The following is a 23,310-nucleotide window of genomic DNA, read 5'->3' on the forward strand; positions in this document are numbered from 1 at the left end:
GTCAGAAGTGTGTAGCCTGTCCGGCATGACAGAGGACGCCACGGTGCGGCTGACCGACGCCGAGCGGTCGACGCTGCTGGGCTGGGCCAGCCAGGACTCGGGTCCCCTCGGGTTGCGCAGCAGGATCGTGCTGAGCTGCGCCGACGGCCTCGACGTCGACGAGGTTGCGCGCCGCCTCGGCGTGAGCGCGGCGACCGCGGCGAAGTGGCGGAACCGGTTCCTGCGCCGCGGCCCCGACGGCCTCGCCGACGCGCCCCGCTCCGGCCGGCCCCGCAGCCCGGACCGCGCCGAAGCCGAACGGCTCGTGCTGTCCGCGATCGCCGAAGCCCGGCGCGGCGGCGAGGTGCCCACGACCCGGTCGCTGGCCCGCACCGTCGGCCTCTCGCAGTCCACCGTGTCGCGGATCTGGCGCGAGCACCGCGCGCCCGAACCCGCGCCGACCCGGCTGTCCACTCCGGACCGCGCGGGCCGGGGACTGCTGTCGGACCAGGTGCACACCGTGCTGCGCCAGCAGATCATCGACGGCGAGCTGCGGCCCGGGATGCGACTGGTCGAGTCCGCGATCGCGCGCCAGCTGGGCACGAGCCAGGCACCCGCGCGCGAGGCGATCAAACGGCTCGTGCACGAGGGGCTCGTGAGCTCGCTGCCGCACCGCGGGAACTACGTCGCCGAGATCTCCGCCGAACAGGCCCGCGAGGTGCGCGACGTGCGCGTGGTGCTCGAGGAGTTCGCCGCCCGCGAGGCGACGGCCCGCGTGCAACCGCGAACCCTGCGATTGCTCGAAGCGTCCGTCGACCGCATGCGCACCGCGGCGACGGCGGGTGACATCGGCGCCTTCCGGGAAGCCGACATCACCTTCCACCGCGATGTCTGCGCCGCCAGCGGCAATTCCTTCCTCGACCGCTTGTGGCGCACGATCGAACCCAACCTGTGGGGCCTGCACGTCGTCGGCAACCCGCTCTACGACGGCGACTGGTCCGCCATGGCGGAACGCCACGCCGACCTCGTCGCGGCACTGGCGGCGGGCGACCCGGACGAAGCGGCCCGGCTGTTCGGCGCCCACGCCCGGGGGCGGGCCAGCTCCACCTGAAGCGCCGGGCCCCGGCGGTGGCGGCCCGGGGGTTCGGGTGACCGGGCCGCCACCACCGGGGGTCACGGGATCACGCGGCGGTGATCGTGTAGGTGGCTCCGCGGCGGGTGGCCATGGCCAGTTCTCCGTCGTGCACGGTGAACCGCGGCGCCGGACCCCCCGTGGCGTGCACGCGCACCGGACCCGAGAGCAGGGTGCTGCGCAGCTTCAGGTCGCTGCCCGCGTCGGAGGTCACGCCGATCTCCGTGGCGCGGCCGCCGGCCCAGGCCGCGGTGACGGTGAACGCGCCGCGCGCCCGCAGGCCGCGGAACGAGCCGGTCCCCCACCCCGTCGGCAGCGCCGGGAGCACCTCGACGAACCCGGCGTGGCTCTGCAGCAGCATCTCCGCAACGCCGGACGCGACGCCGAAGTTGCCGTCGATCTGGAAGGGCCAGTCGTTGAGGAAGTTGGGGAACGTGTTGCGCCACAACAGGTGGTCGAGCTGCTCGCGGGCCTGGTCGCCGTTGTGCAGGCGCGCGAAGGCGTTGATCTTCTGGGCGCGGTTCCAGCCGATGTCGTTCTGCGCGGTGTGCGCGGTGCGGGCCTCGACGGCCACCCGCGCGGCCTCGTAGAACTCCGGGGTGCCCTCGGCGGTGATCTGGTGGCCGGGGAAGAGCGGGTAGCTGAAGGACATGTGCCGGTGGCCGCTGTCGGCCTCGTCGCGGATGAGCCAGGCCGTGGACTCCGGTGCCCACGTCGCGGCGTTCGTCGAGACGCCGGTGTAGCCGAAGACGTTGACGTGGCTCATCGCCGCGAACCCCTGCGCCACCCCGCAGAGCTCGCGGGCGGTGACGCGGCCCGGTTCCCGCAGCCCTTCGATGAAGTCGACCAGCGGCGGCACGGTCTCGGTCAGGTTGGTGACCTCCGAGGGCCAGTAGTTCATCTCCAGGTTGATGTTCGTCGTGAAGTCGGCCTGCCAGTCGGGGTTGGTGGAGTCGTTCCACACGCCCTGCAGGTTCGCCGGCCGCGAGCCCGCGCGCGACGAGCCGATGAGCAGGTACCGGCCGATCTGGAAGTGCAGCATCTCCAGCTGCGGGTCGGCGGGGATCTGCCCCTGGTTGCGGGCCGTCTTGAACGCCTGCAGCGCCTCGTCGGTCGCCACCGTGGTCGGCTGCTGCCCGACGTCGATGCGCACCCGGTCGAACAACCCGCGGTGATCGGCGACGTGCCGCTCCCGCAGCGCGCGGTACCCGCGGCGGGCCGCGGCGTCCACTGTGGACGTCACCGGGGCGTGCGGATCCGCGCCGCGGTAGTGCGGGTACACGGGCGCGTAGTCCGTGCCGGGGACCAGCACGAGCGTCGCCGCGTCGGCGCCGGTCACGGTCACCGCGCCGGCCGGGTCGGTGGTCACCTTCCCGCCTTCGGCCAGCACGCGGACCTGCGCCTCGAAAACCATGCCGTTGTGCGTCAGCGCGCCGCGCATCGTGATCCGGCCATCGCCGGCCGAGTACGCGACCGTGCGGTTGTCGGCCGTCGCGAACCGCGCGGTGAACGACACCTGGCCGCGACCGCTCGCGCTCACCCGCGTGACGATCGCGTGGTCGGGGTAGCTGGCGAACAGCTCACGCGTGTGCGTGACCCCGTCAGCGGTGGTGAAGCGGACGGTCGCGACACCGGTCGCCAGGTCCAGCTCGCGCCGGTAGCCGGTCACGTCCCCGGCGGGTGTGGTGCGGTCGAGGAAGAGGTCGCCGAAGGTCTGGTACGCGCCGTAGCCCCACTTGGTCTGGCCGAGCGCGGCCATCGCGGGCCCGGTGTCGGCGCTGCCGGTGGCCGCGATCGTGGCCCGCACCCCGGCGAGCGCGTCCGGACGCTGGTCGTACCAGTTGCCGAAGTGGTACTCGTGGCCCTCGTCGACCGAGCCGGGGCCGCCGTTCCAGAGGGTGTCGTGGTTGAACTGGATCTGCTCGGACTCGACGGTGCCGTAGACCATCGCGCCGGCCGCCCCGTTGCCGACGGGGAAGGCCTGTTCCTGCCAGGTCTGCGCGGGTTCGTCGAACCACAGCACGTAGTCCTGGCCGGGCGCGGGTTTCACGCCGGTCGCGGCGGCGGCGCTGACGCGGCCCAGCGCGGCCGTGGTCAAGGCGAGCGCGCCGCCCGCCATCGCCGCGCCGAGCAGGCTCCGGCGCGAGAAGCCGGGTGAGGACATGGGAGGACTCCTTCGTCCGGTGGGGTGGTGGAGAGGGTCGACTCGCGGTCCGCAAACAACATACGTATGTGTAGGCGAGGTGGGAGCGGGTGTCCAGATCTGAACCGAAAAACCCTGGTGACTTGTCGGCCGGACAGCGGAATCCGGTCGAGACATCTGATGTAACCCCCGGCGGGCCCTTGCAGACGTCACATGTCTGGCGCTACCGTCGCCGGGGTGTCACTCACCGACGAGGCGATCGCCCGCATCCGCGAGCTGATCCAGTCCGGCAAGCTGCCGCCGGGGTCGAAGCTGCCGCCGGAGCACCAGCTGGCCACCGAACTCGGCATCTCCCGCTCCCCCATGCGCGAGGCCGTCAAAGCGCTCGCGGTCGCCCGCGTGCTCGACGTGCGCCGCGGCGACGGCACCTACGTGACGAGCCTGGCGCCCACCGTCCTGCTCGAAGGGCTCGGCCTGGCCGTGGAACTCATGCAGGGCAACACGTTGCTCGAGCTGACCGAGGTGCGCCGGCTGTTCGAACCGGTCGCGACCGGGCTCGCCGCCACGCGCGCCACCCCGCAGCACCTCGAGCAGATCCACGGCCACCTCGCGGCGATGCGCGCCGCGGCCGACGACGTCGAAGTGCTCAACCAGCACGACGCCGCGTTCCACCGCGCAGTCGTGGCTGCCACCGGGAACGAAGCGCTGACCACGCTGCTGGACGGCATCTCCAGCGGGACCTTCCGCGCGCGGGTGTGGCGCGGGCTGGTCGAAGCCGGCTCCGCCGACCGCACCCTCGCCGAGCACGACGCGATCTACGCCGCGCTCGCCGACGGCGACGCGGCGCTCGCGCAGGCTGCCGCGCTGGTCCACATCAGCACGACCGAACACTGGCTGCGCCGCGTGCACGGCGCGGGCTCGACCGGCTCCGGAGATGGCGATGGCTGAACCGATCGTCGGACTCGGCACCGCGGCGATCGCCGGACTGTACGAAGACGTCGGCGAAACCACCGCGCGCGCCACCCTGGAAGCGGCCTGGGCCACCGGAATCCGCTACTTCGACACCGCACCGCACTACGGCGCGGGGATCGCGGAACGACGGCTCGGCGCGTTCCTGCGCGACAAGCCCCGCGACGAGGTCGTCGTGTCGAGCAAGGTCGGCCGGCTGCTGCGGCCCGGCGACGGCGGGCTCGTGCGCGTGCGCGACTACTCCGCCGACGGCGTCTACGCCTCGCTCGCCGAGAGCCTGGCCCGCACCGGGCTCGACCGGTTCGACACGCTGTTCATCCACGACCCCGACGACCACTGGGAGGACGCGGTCGGCGCCGCGTACCCGGCGCTGGCGCGGCTGCGGGCCGAAGGCGCCGTGCGGCGGATCGGCGTCGGCATGAACCAGGCCGGGATGCTGACGCGCTTCGTCGCGGAGACCGACCTCGACTGCGTGCTCGTCGCCGGCCGCTACACGCTGCTGGACCGCACCGCCGCCGCCGAACTGCTGCCGTCGTGCGCCGCGCGCGGGGTCGAGGTGGTGGCGGGCGGGGTGTTCAACAGCGGCGTGCTCGCCGACCCCGGCCCCGGCGCGCACTTCGACTACCGGCCCGTGCCACCCGACGTGCGCGCGAAGGTCGACGCGCTGGCCGCCGCGTGCGCCCGCCACGGCGTGCCCCTGCCCGCCGCGGCGGTGCAGTTCCCGTTGCGGCACAAGGCGATCACCACCCTCGTCATCGGCGCTCGCACCCCGGACGAGGTCGAGCAGAACGCCGCACACCTCACGACCCCCATCCCGGCCGCGTTGTGGTCCGAACTGGCCGATCTCGCCGCCGGGTGGTGATCCGCCGCCGGGCAGGATTCCACTGTGGACGAAGCAGTCGGCTGCCCGCGGAACGCGCGTCCGGCTCCTTGACGGTCGCCGCGCGGGCCGGGACGGGGTGGTGATCACCACAGACGGCGGCCGCGCCCCCGATGTCCGAAGTGCAGGCCTGATTCCCGCAGCGTACGGCGGTGGTGGCGCGTGCTTGCCGGGCCGGCGAGGGCGGTGCTATACGTGAAATCGCGCCGCCTCCGGACCGGGAGGCAAGACGGCGAAAGCAGTTCCGCCGGCGGCGCGAAGGAGGAGACGGGTGGCCATACCGGGTCCTCCCGCGCTCCTCGGCCGAGCTCGTGAGCTCGCGCTCCTCGACCGGTTGGTCGAAGACGCGCGCAACGGCCGCAGCTCGGTTCTGGTGGTGCGGGGCGAACCAGGCGTCGGGAAGACGGCGCTGCTGAACCACGTCACCGCCACCGCCTCGGACCTGAGGATCGCTCAGATCTCGGGTGCGGAATCGGAGATGGAGCTGGCGTTCGCCGGTGTGCACCAGCTGTGCGCGCCGATGCTCGACCGACTCGACAGCCTGCCCGCTCCGCAGCGCGAAGCGATCTCCACGGCGTTCGGGCTCCGCGAAGGCCGGCCGCCGGACCGGTTTCTCGTCGGGCTCGCCGCGCTGACGCTGCTGGCGGAGTCGGCCGCGAAACTGCCGCTCGTGTGCGTGGTCGACGACGTGCAATGGCTCGACAGCGCTTCGGTCCAGACCCTTTCGCTCGTCGCGCGGCGCCTCGACGCCGACCCGATCGCGATGATCTTCGCCGTGCGCGAGAGCGAGGACAAGCGCGAACTCGAAGGCCTCGACGGTTTTCCCGAGCTCGTGCTCACCGGCCTCGACGACCGGCACTCCCGGCAGCTGCTGGAGACGGCGATGCCCGGGCGGATGGACGACCGCGTGCGCGAACGCATCCTCGCCGAGGCGCGCGGCAACCCGCTGGCCCTGCTGGAGCTGCCGCGCGACCGCCCGCCCGCCGCGCTGGCCGGCGGCTACAGCCTGGTCGGCGGCGACCGGCCGCTGATCGGGCGCGTCGAACGCAGCTTCGCGGCCCAGCTGCAGACGCTGCCGTCCGACACCCGGCTGCTGCTGCTCGTCGCGGCCGCCGACCCGGTGGGGGAAGCCGCGCTGCTGTGGCGCGCCGCCACCCGTCTCGGGCTCGGCGTCGAAGTCGCGGAACCCGCCGAAACGGCCGAGCTGATCAGCATCGGCGCGCGCGTGCGGTTCCGCCACGCGCTGGTGCGCTCCGCCGTCTACCACTCGGCGAGCCTGCGTGACCGCCGGCGAGTGCACGGAGCGCTCGCCGACGCCATCGACCCGCGGGTCGACAGCGAGCACCGGGCGTGGCACCGCGCGCAGGCCGCGGCCGGTCCCTCGGAAGAGATCGCGGCCGAGCTGGAGCGCTCCGCCGACCGGGCCCAGGCACGTGGCGGGGTCGCGGCGGCCGCGGCGTTCCTCGCCCACGCCACCGACCTGACGCCCGATCCCGAGGACCGCGCGCGCCGGGCCCTGGCGGCGGCGCAGGCCAAGCTCGACGCGGGCGCGCCCGGCGCGGCGCTGGCCCTGCTCGCCGTCGCCGAGGCCGCGCAGACCGACGAACTGCAACGCGCGCGGATCGACCTGTTGCGCTCCCAGATCGCGTTCGCCCGCCACCGCGGCGGCGACGCACCGGCGCTGCTGCTCGACGCCGCGCGCCGCCTGCGCGACCTCGATCCGGAGCTCTCGCGCGAGACCTACGTCGAAGCGCTGATGTCGTCGGTGTTCGCGGGCCGCTTCGTGTGGAGCGAGGAGGACGGGCCCGAAGGCGTCGCGCGGGCCGCGCGGGCCGCACCGCCGGCCCCGGACCCGCCGCGGGCGGTGGACCTGCTGCTCGACGCGCTGGTGAAGCGCTTCACCGCCGGGTACGTGGCCGCCGCGCCGCAGCTGCTCGAGGCCGCGCGGGAGTTCCGCCGTGAGGACGACGAAGGCGTCGCCGCTCCACGCTGGTACGGCATCGTCGGCCGCATCGCGCTCGAGCTGTGGGACAAGGACTCCTGGGACGAGCTGGCCGCCAAGAAGGTGGAGATCCTGCGCAGCGAGGGCGCGCTCACGCTGCTGCCGGTCGCGCTCGTGTACCGCGCCGGCGTGGGCGTGCAGGCCGGCCGCTTCGACGAGGCCGACGCCCTGCTGCAGGAGGCCACGGCGATCAGCAACGCCGTGGGCGCGCTTCCGCCACTCGACGTTCAGCCCGTGCTGGCCGCCCACCGCGGCGAGGAGGAGCGGACGCTGCGGCTGGTGCGCGAGATCCGCCGGCGGGCGACCGTGCGCGGTGAGGGGCGCGTCATCCCCGTGATCCAATACGCGTTGTCCGTGCTGCACAACGGACTCGGCCAGTGGCGCGACGCGCTGGCGGCCACCGGGCTCGCCCTGGAACACGACGATCTCGGCCTGTACGGGTACATGTTGTTCGAACGCGTCGAAGCGGCCGTGCGCAGCGGGGAGCCGGAGCTCGCGGCGGAGTCGCTGCGCGTGCTCGTCACGCGCGCCGAAGCGAGCGGCACCGAACTGGCGCTCGGCGTCGCCGCGCGGTCCCGGGCACTGCTCGCGTCGGGCGCCGAAGCCGACACCCTCTACCGCGCCGCGCTCGCGCACCTCGACCGCCGCCGCACCGACCCCATGTTCGCCCGCGCGCAGCTCGTCTACGGCGAATGGCTGCGCGGCGAGGGCCGGCTGAGCGAGGCCGTCGAGCAGCTCAAGCACGCGCACGCCAGCTTCACCCGCGTCGGTGCCGCCGCGTTCGCCGAACGCGCCCGCAGGGAGCTCGTGGCCGCGGGCGAACCGGTGCGCGCGCCGGCCGCGGCCGTCTCGGACACGCTGACGGGCCAGGAGTCCTACATCGCCCGGCTGGCCGCCGACGGCCACACCAACCAGGAGATCGCCGCGCAGCTGTTCCTCAGCCCCCGCACCGTCGAATGGCACCTGGGCAAGATCTTCGCCAAGCTCGGCATCACCTCGCGCCGGGGCCTGCCGGCCGCACTGCTGGCCCGCGGCGCGAATCAGCCGTCCGAACTGTGACGTTCCGCCGGGCTTTCCCGGACTGACCGCGGCACCGGCCCGCCCTCGCCGTCCAGCCCGGCCACCCCCGGGTGAGCTACCTTGGACGGGGGAGGTCGGAGTTCGCGTGACTGGGAAACAAGCCGTCGGTGTCCACCGCGGCGATTCCGGCGTTTCCCCGTGACGGGCCTGCTCGGCCGCGAGCGGGAGCTGCAGGTGCTCACCGGCCTGGTGACCGGCCGCGGCGGAGTGCTCGTCGTCCACGGTGAAGCCGGCATCGGCAAGACGACCCTGATCGAAGCCGCCCTCGCGCGAGCACCCGAGTCGCGCCTGATCCGCGTGCGCGGCGCGGAGTCCGAGCGCGAGTTCGCCTACGCGGGTCTGCACCAGCTGCTGACCTCCGGCACCGGACGGCTGGCCGGACTGCCCGATCCCGAGCGTTCGGCGCTGCACCGCGCACTCGGGTTCGCCGACGGCCCCGCGCCGGATCCCGGCCTGGTCGCGGCGGGTGCCGCGGCGATCCTGGCCGAGCCGGACCGGACCGTGATCTGGTTCGTGGACAACGCGCAGTGGCTCGACCACCCGTCGCTGCACGTCCTCGCGACGATCGCGCACCGGCCGCCGCCGGGTGTCGTCATCGTGTTCGCCGCGCGGGAAGTGCCGGCGCGGCTGTCGGGGCTGCCGGACCTGCGAATCGGCCCACTCGCCGACGAAGCCGCCTACGCGCTGCTCACCACGGTGCTCCCCCAGCTGCTCGACGAACGCGTGCGCCGCCGGATGGTCGCCGAAGCGCGGGGAAACCCGGCGGCGCTGGCCGGGCTGCAGCTCGTGTTCTCGCACACGGATCTTTCCGGCGGCTTCGGCCCCGCCGCCGTGCGGACGATCGTCGACCAGCGGGAACGCGAGTTCGCCCGCCGGATCCGCGAACCTGCCGTGGCCGACGCGGCGGCTGCTCCTGCTCGCCGCCGCCGAGCCGACCGGGGATCCGGCGCTGCTGCGGCGGGCGGCCGCGATCCTCGGCGTCGACGAGTCCGCCGCAGCGGCGGCCGCGGACCTGATGACCGTCGACGGCCTCGTGCGGTTCCACCACCCGCTCGCGCGCCCCGCGACCTACCACTCCGCGCCGCTGGCCGACCGGCGCCAGGTCCACCACGCGCTGGCCGTCGCCCTCGGAACCGGTGACCGCGACCAGCGCGCGTGGCACCGCGCGCAGGCGGCGACCGGTCCGTCCGAGGAGATCGCGGCCGAGCTCGAAGACTCGGCGGGCAGCGCCCGGGCGCGCGGCGGAGCGGCCGCGGCGGCCGCGTTCCTCGCCCGGGCCGCCGACCTGACCCCCGACCCCGCCCGCCGCGCCGACCGGCTCCTCGTCGGTGCCCAGGCGAAACTCGACGCCGGCGAGCCCGCGGCGGCCGCGCGCCTCGTCGTCGCCGCCCGGGCGCTGGAGCTGGACCGCTTGCCGGCGGCGCGCGCCGACTTGATCTCCGCGAAGGCGAGGTGGCTCACGGAGCCCGCGGGCGAAGCGGCCACGGCTCTCGTCGCGGCCGCCGACGGGCTGGCCGGCCTCGACCCGGCCCTGGCCCGGGAGACCTACCTCGAAGCGCTGACCGCGGCGATCTTCGCGGGTGACGTGGCGGGCGGCGACACCCGGCCCGTGCGCGCGGTGGCGCTGGCCGCCAAGCAGGCGCCACCCGCACCGCAGCCGCCGCGCCCGGTGGATCTGCTGCTGGCTGGTCTGGTCGTCCGGTTCACCGACGGCTACGCGACCGCCGTTCCCCTGCTGCGCGAGGCACTGGCGGAGTTCCGCGCGGCGGGCGCCGCCGACATCCGGTGGACCTGGCTGTGCGCGAACCTCGCGCGCGACCTGTTCGACTGCGACGGCATCGTGTTCTGGGCGGCGCACCAAGTGGAGCTGCTGCGTGCGGCGGGCGCGCTGGGACTGCTGCCGAGAGCGCTCGGCTACCTGGCCCACGTGCAGGCCAGCCGTGGCCGGATGGCCGAATCCGCCGCGTCGCTGGCCGAGGCCGACGCCATCACCACCGCGACGGGCGCGCCGCCGCGGCAGTTCGTCGAGCCGTTCCTCGCCGCGTTCCGCGGAGCCGAAAAGCCGGCCGTGGAACTCGTGCGCGCCGCGGCCGAGCGCGCGATCCGGCAACGGCAGGGCATGGCGCTGCGCGTGGTGCGGATTTCGGCGGCGGTGCTGCACAACGGGCTCGGGCAGTACCGCGCGGCGCTCGCCGCGGCCCGCTCGGCCGCGGAAGACGAGGACGACCTCGGGACCGTCGGCGTGGGGCTCGTGGAACTCGTCGAGGCCGCCGTGCGGTGCGACGAACCGGAAACCGCGGCCGACGCGCTCACCCGGCTCGTGGAACGGACCGAGGCGAGCGGCACCGAGTTCGCCCGCGGCGTCGCGGACCGGTCGCGGGCGCTGGTGAGCACCGGCGCCCAGGCGGAAGCGCTGTACCGCTCGGCGCTGGCACACCTGGCCCTCGGCGGTGACGCGATGTGGCTCGCCCGCACCCACCTGATCCACGGCGAGTGGCTGCGGCGCGGCGGGCGCCGCATCAACGCCCGCGCCGAACTGCGGCTCGCGGCGGACCTGTTCACGCGCATCGGCGCCACGGCCTTCGCCGACCGCGCTCACCGCGAACTCCTGGCCACGGCCGAATCCGTGAAACCCGCCGAAGACGACGGACCGCTCACGACGCACGAAGCGTTCATCGCCCGCCTGGCCCGCGACGGCCTCACCAACCGCGAGATCGCCGCGCGGCTGGTGCTCAGCCCGCGCACCGTCGAATGGCACCTGAGCAAGATCTTCACGAAACTCGGCATCACGTCACGGCGTCAGCTGAGAACCGCGCTGCCGGACTGAGCCGGGTTTCGGTGCGTGGCAAACGTTTTCCACGCGGGCTCCGGTGCGCTCCGCGGGGTTTTCCCGTGGCGCACACCACAACGCACGGGCGGCGTGCGCACTCGCCGCCGCCCGTTCGACGGCTCACCAGTCCAGGTCACCGGTGGACATGACTCGCTCCTTCCGCTTCGGCCGACTTCCGCGACGGCGGGGAACCCACTGCTCACGCGGGATCCGGGACAGACGCCCCCACCGCGGCTCGGTGTCCAGTCAACCGGACGGGCGGCCCCGAGACGCCCGGGAGAACCCCGGGTCCCGGGCAACCGGGGATGCCCGCGCGCACCGGGCCCGGGTACGGGCCCGGGGTCCTACCGGGTGCCCCGGCCACCCCAGGCCTGCCACAGTTGGACCAGACCACTACGAGAGGGGCTCCCGCATGACCCGCACACCCGGCCCCCGCCGCGGCCCGGTGCCCCAGTGGCTGCGCACCACGGTGTCCGCCCGCCGCCGGGCCACCGGCTGGCGCCCGGCCGCCCCGTTCGTCGTCGGCCTCCGCCGCACTTCGCCGGCGTGGTCCACCCGCCTCGACGAAATCGCGAGCCACTTCCACTGACACTTCCCACCGGGGATGGGGGAAGACGCCCGCGCGCCCAGCCGGGGAGGGATGGGCGCGCGGGCCCACGGCGTGAACGAGCCGAACTGACCGATGTGGACATTGCGGACACGCGATGCCCCGGGTGTCCCGCGATGCGGAACGGTGCTCGGTCCGCCGCCGATCCCGTGGCGGCCGCTGTTCGGCCCCGCCCGACGCGGGGCAGTTCGCGGTCGTCCTGTTTCCCGCCCTTCGCCCGGTTCACGACCGCTGGCGGCAGTCCCATCGCAGCGCTTGCACGAAGCGCTTCGCCTTGCCCCGTTGCGACGATGCCCACGATGCGTGAGGCGGCACTGTCGCGAGGGGACGGGCCCAGGATCCGGCAGAAGTGGACCTCTCTCGGTGCCAAGGAAGCCGATAACGCCGCCAGCGGTCCTCGCTCGCCGCCTTGAGCGAAGCCGAGAACCGCGGCCGGCCGAGCTTGGTCGCGTCGGCGAGGGAAGTCGCCGCGTTCAGCTCGCCGCGTGAAGTGAGGACGCGGGCGGCGGCCACGAGGTGCTCGACAAGCCTTGCCCATCCGGCCGGCCACGGGGGATTTCAGCCGGTAGTCGGCGACCTCGTCCGTCTCGATCGCTTCGCTCGCAAGGCAACCGCACACCCGGATTCGTCCGCGCCCACAGCTCATGGTCGTGTCGGCAGCGCCCGGCGCTGCCGAGAACCACTTGCCGCGTTGTCCGCGGTGTCTGTGCCCCACTCCTCCTCGCGGTGCGAGCTATTCGGCACCGCCGAGGCGGGGCAGTTCGGGGTTCTGCCGCAAGGCGTCCAGCACCACCTGGATCGCCGCGCGTTGTGGTGAGCCGCGGCGGACGGCGGCGGTGATGGTGCGCGTCACCGGGGCGGCCAGCTCGCGCGTGGCCACCCGGTAGCGCGGATCGACGGCCAGGCCGGGCAGCAGGGCGATCGACAGGCCGGCCTCGACGTGCTGCAGGGCGAGCATGTAGTTGCCGAACCGGCACACCACGCGCGGCTCGAAACCCGCCTGGCGGCACAGCCGCAGGGTCAGCGTGGCCATGTAGGACTGCGGCATGTCGAACGCCCACGCTTCGTCGGCGAAGGTGGCGAGGTCGGCGGTGCCCCGGCGGGTGGCGGGGTGGTCCGGGGGCAGCACGGCGACGATCGGGTCCGTGGCGAGCGGCACGAGGTCGACGTCGGGGTCCAGGGGCTGCTCGACGAAGTCCGTGGTGGTGATGATGAGGTCCGCGTCACCGCCGCGGAGGGCGGGCATGCTCTCGTGGGGTTCGAGCTGGAGGACCTCGACGTGGAGGTCCGGGTGCGCCGCGCCCAGGCGCGTGGCCGCGGGCACCGCCAGCGTGTGGACGGCGCTCTGGAACGCGCCCAGCCGGACCAGGCCGGCGGGTTCGTCGCCGAAGCCGCGAAGCTCGGCTTCGACCGTGTCCATGTGGTCGAGGATCGCGCGGGCGCGCCGGGCCAGGATGACCCCGGCCGGGGTGAGGCGGACGTGGCGGCCGGTGCGTTCGAGCAGCGTGGTGTGCGTTTCGGCCTCCAGCACGGCCAGCTGCTGCGACACGCTCGACGCGCTCAGGTTCGACGCCTGGGCGACCGCGCGGATCGTCCCCAGGGTGTCCAGCCGGGTCAGCAGGCGCAGGCGCCACGGGTTCAGCACTCCCCCATTGTGCGGTTTTGCCGAACAGAACGTCCGGAATCGTGAGCTGGACGTGACGCTCGCCGCCGTCTTACCGTCGGGGACATGGCTGCTCCGACCACTGCCCCGTCGTCCGCCGAGGCGTTCTGGGCCGACGCCGACCGACACCTCGTGCGCTACGGCGGTGAGTTCACCCGCGAGATCATCGACCGCGCCGCCGGCAGCTTCCTCCACACGGCCGACGGCCGGAAGATCCTCGACTTCACCTCCGGCCAGATGAGCGCGATCCTCGGCCACTCGCACCCCGAGATCGTCGAGACCGTGCGCCGCCAGATCGGCACGCTCGACCACCTGTTCAGCGGCATGCTGAGCCGCCCTGTGGTCGACCTGGCGCGGCGGCTGACCGAGACGCTCCCGGCGCCGCTGGAGAAGGCGCTGCTGCTGACCACCGGCGCGGAGTCCAACGAGGCCGCGATCCGGCTGGCCAAGCTCGTGACCGGCAAGCACGAGATCGTGTCGTTCGCGCGTTCGTGGCACGGGATGACGGCCGCCGCCGCGGCCGCCACCTACAGCGCCGGCCGCAAGGGTTACGGCCCGGCCGCGCCCGGCAACTTCGCCATCCCCGCGCCCAACACCTACCGCCCCGACTTCACCGCACCCGACGGTTCCCTGGACTGGCGCCGACAGCTCGACTTCGCGTTCGACCTCATCGACGCGCAGTCCGTCGGCAGCCTGGCGGCGTTCCTCGCCGAGCCGATCCTCAGCTCCGGCGGCATCATCGAGCCGCCACTCGGCTATTTCGCGGCGCTGCAGGAGAAGTGCCGCGAACGCGGGATGCTGCTGATCCTCGACGAAGCCCAGACCGGCCTGTGCCGCACGGGAACCTGGTACGCGTTCGAACGCGACGGCGTCGTGCCCGACCTCCTCACGGTGTCCAAAACGCTCGGCGCCGGCCTCCCGCTCGCGGCCGTGCTGACCACCGCCGAAATCGAGGAAACGGCGCACGAGCGCGGATTCCTGTTCTTCACCACGCACGTGTCCGACCCGCTGGTCGCCGCCGTCGGCACCACCGTGCTCGACGTCCTGCAGCGCGACCGCCTCGACGAGCGCGCCCGCGAACTCGGCGCGTTCCTCCGCCGGGGGCTGACGGACATCGCCGCGCGCCACGAGGTCGTCGGCGACATCCGCGGGCGCGGCTTGCTTGCCGGGCTCGAACTCGTCGTCGACCGCGAGACGAAGGAGAGCTCCGACCGGCTGGGCGCGCTCGTCACGAAGCGGTGTCTTGACTTGGGCCTGCACACGAACATCGTGCAGCTGAAGGGCATGGGCGGCGTCTTCCGGATCGCGCCACCACTCACGGCCACCGAGGACGAGCTGTCGCTCGGTCTGGCCATTTTGGACGAAGCGATCGGCGACGCACGCGCCACACTGTGAGCCCGGCACAGGAATTTCGCCCCTGTGCCGGGGTTTCCGCTACGAGCGCTGCTCCGGCGGCACGTACTCGAACGTCGGGCCCGCCGTCGTCTTGCCGTCACCGGTGGGCATCTTCATCAGCGCCACCGCCTGGCCCTTCAGCTGGAACATCGTGCCGACAGCCGCGCGCAGCTGGCCCGGGTTGCCGGTGAACGCGTCTTCGAGCAGGTAGAGCAGCAGGCAGTAGGTGTTGTTGAACTCCTGCTGCGCCGTGCGGATTTCGCTGCCTTCGGGGTAGTCGGCCGTGCGCGGGTTGCGGCGCATCGGCAGGACGCCCTCGAAGTCGACCTGGATCTCTTCACCGGTCGGCCCGGTCTGCGGGGTGTCGCCGGTCTGGTAGCGGCGGCCGTGCTTGAGCTCCTGGAAGCGGTAGAAGTGGGCGACCTCGTCGCGTTCGGGGTGGAAGACGTCGCGGTCGCCGTCCCACACCTGCGTGCGCGCAGCACCTTCGCCCTGCTCCACGATTTCCACGAGCGCGGCCTGCGCCGACTTCAGGTCGGTCACGGGGAGAACACCGCCGCCGCCGGTGTGCAGGTGCATCTCGCCGATCTGGCGCGTCGCGTCACCGGTGAAGACGGCTTCCTCGCCCAGCTCGTCGCAGAGCTTCCGGAGTCCCGCTTGGACGGACGCGTAGAACTGCCCGATGGTCCGGTACTCGTCCGACTGCGGCGGCGCATCGGCCGACTCGGGCTGCTCGATCCGCAGGAACAGCTCCAGCGCCTCTTCGCCGAACGGCACCAGGTTCACGGGCAACGACTTGTCCCCGTGCGGCAACGGGTGCGGGTACGCGGGCAGCAGCTCCGGCGCGTCGAGCTTCGGCTGCCCGCCCACGGCGTTGAGCAGGTTCGCCGCCAGCGCCAGGTGGATCATCTCCTCGGCGAGCACACTCCCCACGACCTGCGCCGCCTCGGCGTTGCGGTTTGCGTCGAGGGAGTACAGGGCACACAGGTAGGGCGGGATGGTCGCGTGTTCGAGCTCGACCGCCCACTGCAGGTGGCGGCGGAGATCGTCCAGGGTGTCGATGGCGTGGGCGCCACTGGTGTCCATCGGTGCCTCTCGGGTGTCGGCCGGTTCGGGTTGCGACAGGCAGGACAAGACGGGCGCGGGGTTTGTGACACGGAACTTCGCTGTCACACTTCCGCGCCGGCTCTTGTCCTTCCTCCCGGCGGGCCCCACCCCGCCGGTCCGGCCGAGTCACGAGACAAGAGCGGGAGCGCCGGGTTTCAGACGGCCTCGAGGGGTACGCGTCAAGCAGAGCGTGGCTGGTCCCACCCGCCGCCGGACTTCCACCCCGACTGCGAAAGGAGTTCACGCCCGGAGGAACGCCGCCTCCACCGCCGGGACGGCTTCATCGAGCCACTTCGCGAGCGCATCGCGAAGCTGCGGATATTCGATCATCGCCGTGCTGGCGCGGAATCGAGCGACGAGCGCGAAGTCGCCGTGGGCGGCGAAGAGGGAGCATTCGCGTTCACGGTAGATCGTCTGCTCCTGGCAATACCCGGCCTGCGCTGCCAAGCCCGGCACCCGCGGTACGGTCAACGGCCCCGAGATGACGACATCCGCCGGGACGTAGGTGCGGCAGCCGAGCACCTTCCGCGCCTCGGCGACGACCTCGGCCCCGGTGGTGCTTTCGTAGCGCGCGATCGTCTCGGCGAAGGAGATCCCCAAGCGGCCATCGAGGTTCCGACCGGTGACGTGCACGCCGGCGACGAGCTTCGAGTCAGACGGGATGCTTTGCGCGCACGGGGTGGCGGCGGAGAACGGGCTGGTGGCCTGCCGGGTCACGGGAACCGGGGCATCGCGCCGGGTGAGGCCCAGCCGGTTCAGCTCGTCCGCCGTGAGCAGCGCACCGAGCAGGCGCTGCTCGTCGGTCGGCACCAGCCGGCCGGCCACGACGTGCGAGCAGCCGGTCAGCAGTACGAGCATGGCAGCGACGAGCACCGTCCAGCGCACGTGATCCTCCCCCGTTGTCCCGACTCAAGATCGCCGGGCCGGGATCACGTGTTACGTGGTCCGGACCTTCGCGGCGGCAGGGCGAGGCGGACGGATCACGCTCCGGTCTTCAGCGCGGCAGCCAGCTTGGGGACCACGGCGTCGAGCGCGTACGGGATGCTGAGCACCGGCGGGCGTCCCCTGAGGTATCCCGCCACCACCACCCGCTTCGGCGGGGCCATGACGGTGGTCGCGTGACCGGGTACCCCGGAGCGGCCGCGGCGGGGTGCACGTTCGCGCCGCCACGCCCCGCGACCAGCAAAGAAGCACCGCTCGTCGCCAGGAGAAGGCCACGTCGGGACAGGCTCATGGGGGGGCTCCCCGGAGCTCGGCGGCAGAGTCAGCTGCTGCCTCACCACCCTTCCTGTCGACTCCGAACTCTGCGACAATCCCGGCATCCGGGACAGGGGGTCGCCGTGTTCGTCGCCGCTCTTCGCCGCACCGTGGGAACCGCGCCGCGGCGGTGGATCCTCGGTGCCGCCCTGCTTCTGGGCGTGCTCGCCGCCGTGGCCGTTTCGGTGTTCGGCTCGCCGACGTTCGCCGCGTTGTCGGATCCGGTGCAGAGCCTCATGTCGGTGGTGGTGCCCTTCACCGGTGCCCTCGCGGCGGGCGACGTGCTGCGGTCGCGGCTGCCCGTCCGGCCGACCCTCCTGGCGGCTTCCGCGCTCGCTGCCGGCGTCGGCTTGTTCGGCGCCGCGGTGTGCGCCGTCGCCGCCACGACGTCGTCCGCTTCCTTCGTCTGGCACGACGCGGGACTCGTGGCTGCCGGCGGCGTGCTGGTGCAGGTGGTGGCGCAACTCGTCGGCACCGGACTGGGTCTGCTGATCCGCCACCGCCCGACGGCGTGCCTCGCGAGCATCGTGCTCCCGCTCGGCCTGTGGTTCGTGCTCGGCCTGGTCTACCCGCCGGTGCAGGCCTGGCTCACGCCCTACCCGTCCGTGCGCAACTTGCTGTCCGGCTCGATGAGCGCGCTGGCGTGGGCGCAGTGGGGTGTCGTGGTGGTGCTGTGGGTCGTCGGGCTGAACGCGGCCGGCACCGCGCGCGTGCGCCGGGTCAGCGCGGTGCGGGCGTGAACGCCACCCCGTGCACCCGCTCGACCGACTTCGTCCACAGTGGATCAGCCGGATCGGCCGGGAAACCCAGCTGCGGCCCGATCTTGCGCCACGCCCGGGCGTTGTGCTCCCGGTAGCCCCTCAGCACGTCGTCCAGCTCGGCGTGGTCGAGGAACCGGGCCGCCGGCGCCCGCCACCGGTACTTCCCGCACCGCACTTCGATCGGCGGCGCCGCCTCGATGTTGCGGTACCACTGCGGCACGCCACCCCACGCCGCGATGACCGTCAGCTCGGGCAGATCCGCCCGGTGCCGGACGACCTCGACCACCGCTTCCCGCCGCACCCCGGACTTCCGCCCCCGGTGCGCGAGGTACAGGAGCCGGTGCCCGAGCAGCGGACCGAACCCCCAGCGGTACAACGGAATCGGCGCCCTGAGCAACCACCGCACCAGCCCCGTCGGCGGACGATCGGTCACCGGCATGTCCACCTCCGAGGCTCGCCCTTCGCGTCAGACCATACTGACACCGTGACCGCGCGTCCGTGCCGCTTTCCCGAAGTCGGGTGCTCCCGGTGACCGAGCCCCGGTTCACCGAGCGCCTCCGCCTCGTGCCCATCGGACCCGCCCTCACCGATGAGCTCTTCCACCTCCACCAGGACCCCGGCATCGCCCGGTGGTACGACACGTGGACCGCCGACGACGCGCGCGAGCAGGCCGCCGCGATGGGCGGCGCCTGGCGGACCGACGGCGTGCACAAATGGCTCGCCTACGACCGCACCACTGCCACCCTCATCGGCCGCGGCGGCCTGTCCTACACGGCCGACCGCCGCCTCGAAATCGGCTGGGCAGTACGCGAATCGTTGTGGGGCCAGGGCTACGCCACCGAAATCGGCCGGGCCGGCCTGGACTTCGCGTTCGGCGACTTGGGCGCGAGCGAAGTCATCTCCTTCACGGAAACCCACAACCACCGCTCCCGCACCGTCATGGAGCGGCTGGGGTTGCGGTACGACCGCGACATCACGCACCGCGGTGAGCCGTTCGTGCTGTACGTCAAGCGAGTCGACGCGTAGGCGGATCACCTCGCCGGGCAGCGCCGCGCCAACCTGCATGCAGCCGTAACCCCGCACCTCACCCCTCAAGAACCGCGTCACCCGGCATCTCACGCCCCGGGACACGCGATTGACACTCCTGCATCCTGCATGCAGGATGTCCGCAACCCAGCGCGACAACCAATGGAGGTTGCCATGACCGTGCGCGCCCCCGCGGGGGAGACCGAGCTCGAGGCCACGCAGCGGCGGAAGGCGATCCTCGCCGCCTGCATCGGCAACTTCATCGAGTACTACGACTTCGTCGTGTACGGCTACTTCGCCAGCGTCATCGCGAAGTTGTTCTTCCCCAGCAGCGACACGGCGGCCAGCCTGCTGCTCACGTTCGCCGCCTTCGCGGTGAGTTACGCGGCCCGCCCGCTCGGCGCGCTGATCTTCTCCCACCTGGGCGACAAACACGGCCGCCGGACGCCGCTCGCGGTGTCGGTGATCCTGATCGCCGTGTCGACGACCGTGATCGGGCTGCTGCCCACGCACGCGCAGATCGGCGTCGCCGCGCCGCTGGTGCTGACGTTCGCGCGCATGGTGCAGGGCATCTCCGTCGGCGGTGAGTATGGCGGCGCGACCAGCTTCATCTCCGAATACTCGGCGAGCCGCAAGCGCGGGTACTACACCGGCTGGCAGACGTTCACGATCGGGCTCGCGCTGTTCACCGGCGGCGCTGTTGCGACGATCCTCACCGCGAGCCTGTCCGACGCGGCGCTGAGCTCGTGGGGCTGGCGGCTGCCGTTCCTCGTCGGCGTGCCGCTCGGGCTCGTCGGCCTCTACCTGCGGATGCGCCTCGACGAGACGCCGCACTTCGCCGCCGCGCGAGCCAACGCCGACGTCGTGCGCGCGCCCGTGCTCGCGGGCATCAAGCAGCAGTGGCGCTCGCTCGTGATCGGCATGGGTGTGGTCGTCACGCCCGCCATCTGCGTCTACATCCTGTTCGTCTACACGCCCACCTACCTCGGCCAGGTCCTGGGCCACAGCCGGTTCGAAGCGCAGGCCGCGAACCTCGTCGCGCTCGCCTTCTACTGCGCGCTCATCCCGTACTTCGCCCGGCTGAGCGACCGCATCGGCCGCAAGCCGCTGATGGTCGCCGGTACCGTCGCGCTCGTGGCGGTCACCTACCCGGCGTTCCTGATGCTCGGCAGCGGCGACTTCCTCGTCGTCGTGCTCGGGTTGTGCCTGCTGGGCCTGGCGTTCGCACCGCACTCCGCGGTGATGCTGGCGGTGGTCGCCGAGCTGTTCCCCACGACCGTGCGCTACACCGGGCTCTCGCTGTCGCTCAACATTCCGGTGACGCTGCTCGGCGGCACCGCACCGCTCCTCGCGACGGCCCTGATCTCGTGGTCCGGTACGGCCGCCGCGCCCGCGTTCTTCGTGATCGCCGGCGCGGTCGTCTCCCTCGTCGCCGCCTTCGCCGCGCCCGAAACCGCCCATTCCGACCTCCGCACCGCCTAGCAGAAAGGTTCGCCATGCGACTGCTCAACGTGGCCGGCCGCGCCGTCCTCGAAACCCCGGACGGCCGGACGGACGTCGCCACGGCCAGCGCGGGCCGGTTCGGCCCCGATCCCCAGTCCCTGTACGGGAGGTGGGCCGAGTTCCGCGCGTGGGCGGGCACCGCGCGGCCGGCCGGTGACCAGCCCGGCGGCCCGCTGCTGGCGCCCGTGCCGCGGCCGCCGCAGGTGTTCGCGGTCGGGCTGAACTACGTGAGCCACGCGGAGGAGACGGGGCTGGCCGCGGCGACCGGGCGGCCGTTGACGTTCACGAAGTTCCCCAGCAGCATCGCCGGGCCCGACGGCGACCTGGTGCTGTCGGGCGAGCAGGTCGACTGGGAGGTCGAGCTGGTCGCGGTGATCGGCTCGCCGGCCCACCGCGTCTCCCCCGCGCAGGCGTGGGACCACATCGCGGGGCTCACCGCCGGCCAGGACTTCTCCGACCGCGCCGTGCAGATGGAAGGCGCGCCGCCGCAGTTCTCGCTGGGCAAGTCGTTCCCCGGGTACGGCCCGCTCGGCCCCGCGCTCGTCACCCCCGACGAGCTCCCCGATCGCGACGACCTGCGCCTCACGTGCGAGGTCAACGGCGAAACCGTGCAGGACGGCCGCACCAGCCTGATGATCCACCCGGTCGCGGAGCTCGTGTCCGAACTGTCGCAGATCTGCCCGCTCGGGCCCGGTGACGTGATCTTCACCGGCACCCCGGACGGCGTCGGCATGGGCCACACCCCGCCGCGCTACCTCAAGCCCGGCGACACGGTCGTGACGACGATCGAGGGCATCGGGACGATGACCCACCGGTGCGTCGGGGGCCCGGCATGACCACCCGGCGGGTGCCGCGCTGGGCCGAGCTCGCACCCCTCCTGCGGCCGAAACCCGTGGTGCTCAACGGATCCCGGCGCCGGCTCGGCGGCGCGGCGACGGTCGACGACCTGCGCCGCGTCGCCCGCCGGCGCACTCCGCGCGCGGTCTTCGACTACACCGACGGCGGCGCCGGGGCCGAGCTGTCCCTGGCGCGCAACCGGGCGGCGTTCGACCGCGTGGAGTTCCGGCCCGGCGTGCTCCGCGACGTGTCCGATGTAGACACTTCGGCGACGATCCTGGGTGCTTCCTCCGCGTTGCCGCTCGCGCTGGCACCGACCGGGTTCACGCGCATGGTGCACCACGAGGGTGAGGTCGCCGTCGCCCGCGCCGCGGCGGCGGCCGGCGTGCCGTACGCGTTGTCCACCATGGGCACGACGTCCGCGACGGACCTAGCGGCCGCCGTGCCGCAGGTGCGCCGGTGGTTCCAGCTCTACCTCTGGCGCGACCGCGAGCGCAGCCGGGAACTGGTGCGGGCCGCGGAAGCGGCGGGGTACGAAGCGCTCGTGCTGACCGTCGACACTCCCGTTGCCGGGACGCGGTTGCGCGATGTCCACAACGGAATGACGATCCCGCCGTCCTTGACAGCGCGGACCTTCCTCGACGGCGCGGTGCGGCCCCACTGGTGGTTCAACTTGCTGACGACGGAGCCCCTGCGGTTCGCGTCGTTCAGCAACTGGGAGGGCACCGTCGCGGACCTGGCGAACCACATGTTCGACCCGTCGGCCACGATCGCCGACGTCGCCTGGCTGCGGGAAACGTGGCCGGGCAAGCTGATCGTGAAGGGCGTGCAGCAGGCCGACGACGCGGTCGCGGCCGTCGACGCCGGTGCCGACGCCGTCGTCGTCAGCAACCACGGCGGCCGCCAGCTCGACCGCGCGCCCGTCCCGCTGGAGGAACTGCCGTCCGTCGTCGCGGCCGTCGGCGACCGTGCCGAGGTCTACCTCGACGGCGGCATCCGCACCGGCGCCGACGTGGTCGCCGCGGTGGGCCTCGGCGCCACCGCGGTCCTCATCGGGCGCGCCTACCTCTACGGCCTCATGGCCGGCGGCGAACCCGGCGTCCGGCGGGTGCTGGACCTGCTCACCGCGGAAGCGCGGCAGACGATGCAGCTGCTGGGGGTTTCGTCGGTGAAGGAACTGACGCCGGACCGCGTGCGCCTGCGCTGACGGCCGAAGCCGGGCGGTGCGCTTCGCCCGGCCCGGGGTTCGGCACGGATGCCCGGGCCGGGCCTTGCGCACGCCGCCGGCGACGGTGGCGATCACCGAGCCACAGTGGGCCGCGCTTTCCGCACCGACGCGGCGCGGACCACCGGCCCGCGCCGCAGCAACTCCGAGACAACCGATCGCCGCAGGTGCCGAGCGGCGATGTGGGCGGTTGAGCCGAACCCTTGCGGGCCGGGCTCAAGCGGTACGTGACTCCTCACGATCACGCCGCCGCCATTCGCGGCGGACGCGTTCGGCCAGGTTGTCCAGGTGGATGGTCGCGGCGCGGCCCGCGGCTTCGCCGTCGCGGGCGGAAAGGGCGGCGAGGATGCGGGCGTGTTCGGGCACGGCCTGGACCTGGTTGGAGCTCCACGCGGTCGAGTAGGTCGCCAGGATGACCCGCGCCTGCACGCGTTCCAGGTGCTCGACGAGACACGCGTTGTCGCAGTGGGCCTGGACTTCCTGGTGGAACTGGAAGTCCGCCTTCTGCGCCGCGCGGGTGTCGCTGCGCTGCACGGCGGCCTCGAACTCGGTGTGGATTTCGGTGAGAGCGGCGACGTCGGCGTCGGCGAGCTGCGGGGCGGCCAGCCGCGCGGCCAGGCCCTCGAGCGGCGCGCGGACGGCGAGCGCGTCGAGCAGATCGCCGCGGCCGGGCGTGGGCACGAGGGCGCCGCCCGGGGTGAGGATCATCAGGCCGTCGGTGGCGAGGCGCTCGATCGCCGCGCGCACCGGGCTGCGGCTCATCCCCATCTCGGCGGCGAGCGACACCACGCTCACCCGCCGGCCCGAGGGGAACCCGCCTTCCAGGATGCCGTCGCGCAGCTGCTGGTAGGCCAGCTCCGTCAGCGACTTCGGCCTCGGCACGCGTTCGACCACGTCCACCCCTCCCTGCTTCT

20 protein-coding genes are annotated in these 23,310 nt (G+C 73.1%); 13 read left to right on the top strand and 7 right to left on the bottom strand.

Annotated features, from left to right (window positions below; genetic code table 11):
• The first annotated feature begins 25 nt into the window (after positions 1 to 25).
• Entirely contained in the window at positions 26 to 1,090 is a 1,065-nt protein-coding gene (locus ACIA77_RS22820) for an FCD domain-containing protein (protein WP_395887947.1), read from the top strand.
• Between the two features lie 70 nt (positions 1,091 to 1,160).
• Here the strand turns inward: ACIA77_RS22820 and ACIA77_RS22825 are convergent, their stop codons facing one another.
• Positions 1,161 to 3,275 (bottom strand): glycosyl hydrolase family 95 catalytic domain-containing protein, encoded by a 2,115-nt coding sequence (locus ACIA77_RS22825; protein WP_395887948.1) that lies wholly within the window; start codon positions 3,273 to 3,275, stop codon positions 1,161 to 1,163.
• Positions 3,276 to 3,491: 216 nt separating this feature from the next.
• Between ACIA77_RS22825 and ACIA77_RS22830 the strand changes: the two genes are divergently transcribed.
• The 6 genes from ACIA77_RS22830 (at position 3,492) to ACIA77_RS22855 (ending at position 11,604) form a co-directional block, all read left to right on the top strand.
• Positions 3,492 to 4,202, top strand: a complete 711-nt coding sequence (locus tag ACIA77_RS22830) for a FadR/GntR family transcriptional regulator (protein WP_395887949.1) — start codon at positions 3,492 to 3,494, stop codon at positions 4,200 to 4,202.
• Positions 4,195 to 5,085, top strand: coding sequence for an aldo/keto reductase (locus ACIA77_RS22835; RefSeq protein WP_395887950.1), 891 nt, complete (start codon positions 4,195 to 4,197; stop codon positions 5,083 to 5,085). The genes ACIA77_RS22830 and ACIA77_RS22835 overlap by 8 nt, the downstream gene beginning before the upstream one ends.
• Positions 5,086 to 5,374: 289 nt before the next feature.
• Positions 5,375 to 8,164: an AAA family ATPase gene (locus tag ACIA77_RS22840; protein ID WP_395887951.1), complete on the top strand. Its 2,790-nt coding sequence runs from the start codon at positions 5,375 to 5,377 to the stop codon at positions 8,162 to 8,164.
• A 159-nt stretch (positions 8,165 to 8,323) separates the two neighbouring features.
• Positions 8,324 to 9,325: an ATP-binding protein gene (locus tag ACIA77_RS22845; RefSeq protein WP_395887952.1), complete on the top strand. Its 1,002-nt coding sequence runs from the start codon at positions 8,324 to 8,326 to the stop codon at positions 9,323 to 9,325.
• 1,318 nt (positions 9,326 to 10,643) lie between these two features.
• Positions 10,644 to 11,012, top strand: coding sequence for a helix-turn-helix transcriptional regulator (locus ACIA77_RS22850; RefSeq protein WP_395888069.1), 369 nt, complete (start codon positions 10,644 to 10,646; stop codon positions 11,010 to 11,012).
• A gap of 415 nt (positions 11,013 to 11,427) precedes the next feature.
• Positions 11,428 to 11,604 (top strand): hypothetical protein, encoded by a 177-nt coding sequence (locus ACIA77_RS22855; RefSeq protein ID WP_395887953.1) that lies wholly within the window; start codon positions 11,428 to 11,430, stop codon positions 11,602 to 11,604.
• A 751-nt stretch (positions 11,605 to 12,355) separates the two neighbouring features.
• Here the strand turns inward: ACIA77_RS22855 and ACIA77_RS22860 are convergent.
• Complete coding sequence (locus tag ACIA77_RS22860; RefSeq protein WP_395887954.1) at positions 12,356 to 13,267, bottom strand: LysR family transcriptional regulator; 912 nt, start codon at positions 13,265 to 13,267, stop codon at positions 12,356 to 12,358.
• An 84-nt stretch (positions 13,268 to 13,351) separates the two neighbouring features.
• Between ACIA77_RS22860 and ACIA77_RS22865 the strand changes: the two genes are divergently transcribed.
• Positions 13,352 to 14,680: an aspartate aminotransferase family protein gene (locus ACIA77_RS22865; RefSeq protein ID WP_395887955.1), complete on the top strand. Its 1,329-nt coding sequence runs from the start codon at positions 13,352 to 13,354 to the stop codon at positions 14,678 to 14,680.
• A 39-nt stretch (positions 14,681 to 14,719) separates the two neighbouring features.
• Here the strand turns inward: ACIA77_RS22865 and ACIA77_RS22870 are convergent, their stop codons facing one another.
• From ACIA77_RS22870 to ACIA77_RS22880, 3 genes are all read right to left on the bottom strand, one after another.
• A complete protein-coding gene (locus ACIA77_RS22870; protein ID WP_395887956.1) occupies positions 14,720 to 15,766 on the bottom strand; it encodes a ferritin-like protein in 1,047 nt (348 codons plus the stop codon).
• Positions 15,767 to 16,027: 261 nt separating this feature from the next.
• Positions 16,028 to 16,672, bottom strand: coding sequence for a hypothetical protein (locus ACIA77_RS22875; RefSeq protein WP_395887957.1), 645 nt, complete (start codon positions 16,670 to 16,672; stop codon positions 16,028 to 16,030).
• 95 nt (positions 16,673 to 16,767) lie between these two features.
• On the bottom strand, positions 16,768 to 16,893 hold the full coding sequence (locus ACIA77_RS22880; RefSeq protein ID WP_395887958.1) for a hypothetical protein: 126 nt from the start codon (positions 16,891 to 16,893) through the stop codon (positions 16,768 to 16,770).
• 234 nt (positions 16,894 to 17,127) lie between these two features.
• On the opposite strand from ACIA77_RS22880, the gene ACIA77_RS22885 reads away from it, so the two are divergent.
• Positions 17,128 to 17,784, top strand: a complete 657-nt coding sequence (locus ACIA77_RS22885) for a hypothetical protein (RefSeq protein WP_395887959.1) — start codon at positions 17,128 to 17,130, stop codon at positions 17,782 to 17,784.
• On the opposite strand, the gene ACIA77_RS22890 is transcribed toward ACIA77_RS22885, so the two are convergent.
• Positions 17,765 to 18,238: a nitroreductase family deazaflavin-dependent oxidoreductase gene (locus tag ACIA77_RS22890; RefSeq protein WP_395887960.1), complete on the bottom strand. Its 474-nt coding sequence runs from the start codon at positions 18,236 to 18,238 to the stop codon at positions 17,765 to 17,767. The genes ACIA77_RS22885 and ACIA77_RS22890 overlap by 20 nt on opposite strands.
• 95 nt (positions 18,239 to 18,333) lie before the next feature.
• On the opposite strand from ACIA77_RS22890, the gene ACIA77_RS22895 reads away from it, so the two are divergent.
• From ACIA77_RS22895 to ACIA77_RS22910, 4 genes are all read left to right on the top strand, one after another.
• A complete protein-coding gene (locus tag ACIA77_RS22895; protein WP_395887961.1) occupies positions 18,334 to 18,831 on the top strand; it encodes a GNAT family N-acetyltransferase in 498 nt (165 codons plus the stop codon).
• Positions 18,832 to 19,005: 174 nt separating this feature from the next.
• A complete protein-coding gene (locus tag ACIA77_RS22900; RefSeq protein ID WP_395887962.1) occupies positions 19,006 to 20,313 on the top strand; it encodes an MFS transporter in 1,308 nt (435 codons plus the stop codon).
• Positions 20,314 to 20,327: 14 nt separating this feature from the next.
• Positions 20,328 to 21,170 (top strand): fumarylacetoacetate hydrolase family protein, encoded by an 843-nt coding sequence (locus tag ACIA77_RS22905; RefSeq protein WP_395887963.1) that lies wholly within the window; start codon positions 20,328 to 20,330, stop codon positions 21,168 to 21,170.
• On the top strand, positions 21,167 to 22,378 hold the full coding sequence (locus ACIA77_RS22910; protein WP_395887964.1) for an alpha-hydroxy acid oxidase: 1,212 nt from the start codon (positions 21,167 to 21,169) through the stop codon (positions 22,376 to 22,378). Before ACIA77_RS22905 ends, ACIA77_RS22910 begins: the two co-directional genes overlap by 4 nt.
• Before the next feature lie 234 nt (positions 22,379 to 22,612).
• Here the strand turns inward: ACIA77_RS22910 and ACIA77_RS22915 are convergent, their stop codons facing one another.
• Positions 22,613 to 23,296, bottom strand: coding sequence for a GntR family transcriptional regulator (locus ACIA77_RS22915; protein ID WP_395887965.1), 684 nt, complete (start codon positions 23,294 to 23,296; stop codon positions 22,613 to 22,615).
• Positions 23,297 to 23,310: the final 14 nt, after the last annotated feature.

The organism is Amycolatopsis sp. NPDC051903, assembly GCF_044452505.1.
Classification (GTDB): domain Bacteria; phylum Actinomycetota; class Actinomycetes; order Mycobacteriales; family Pseudonocardiaceae; genus Amycolatopsis.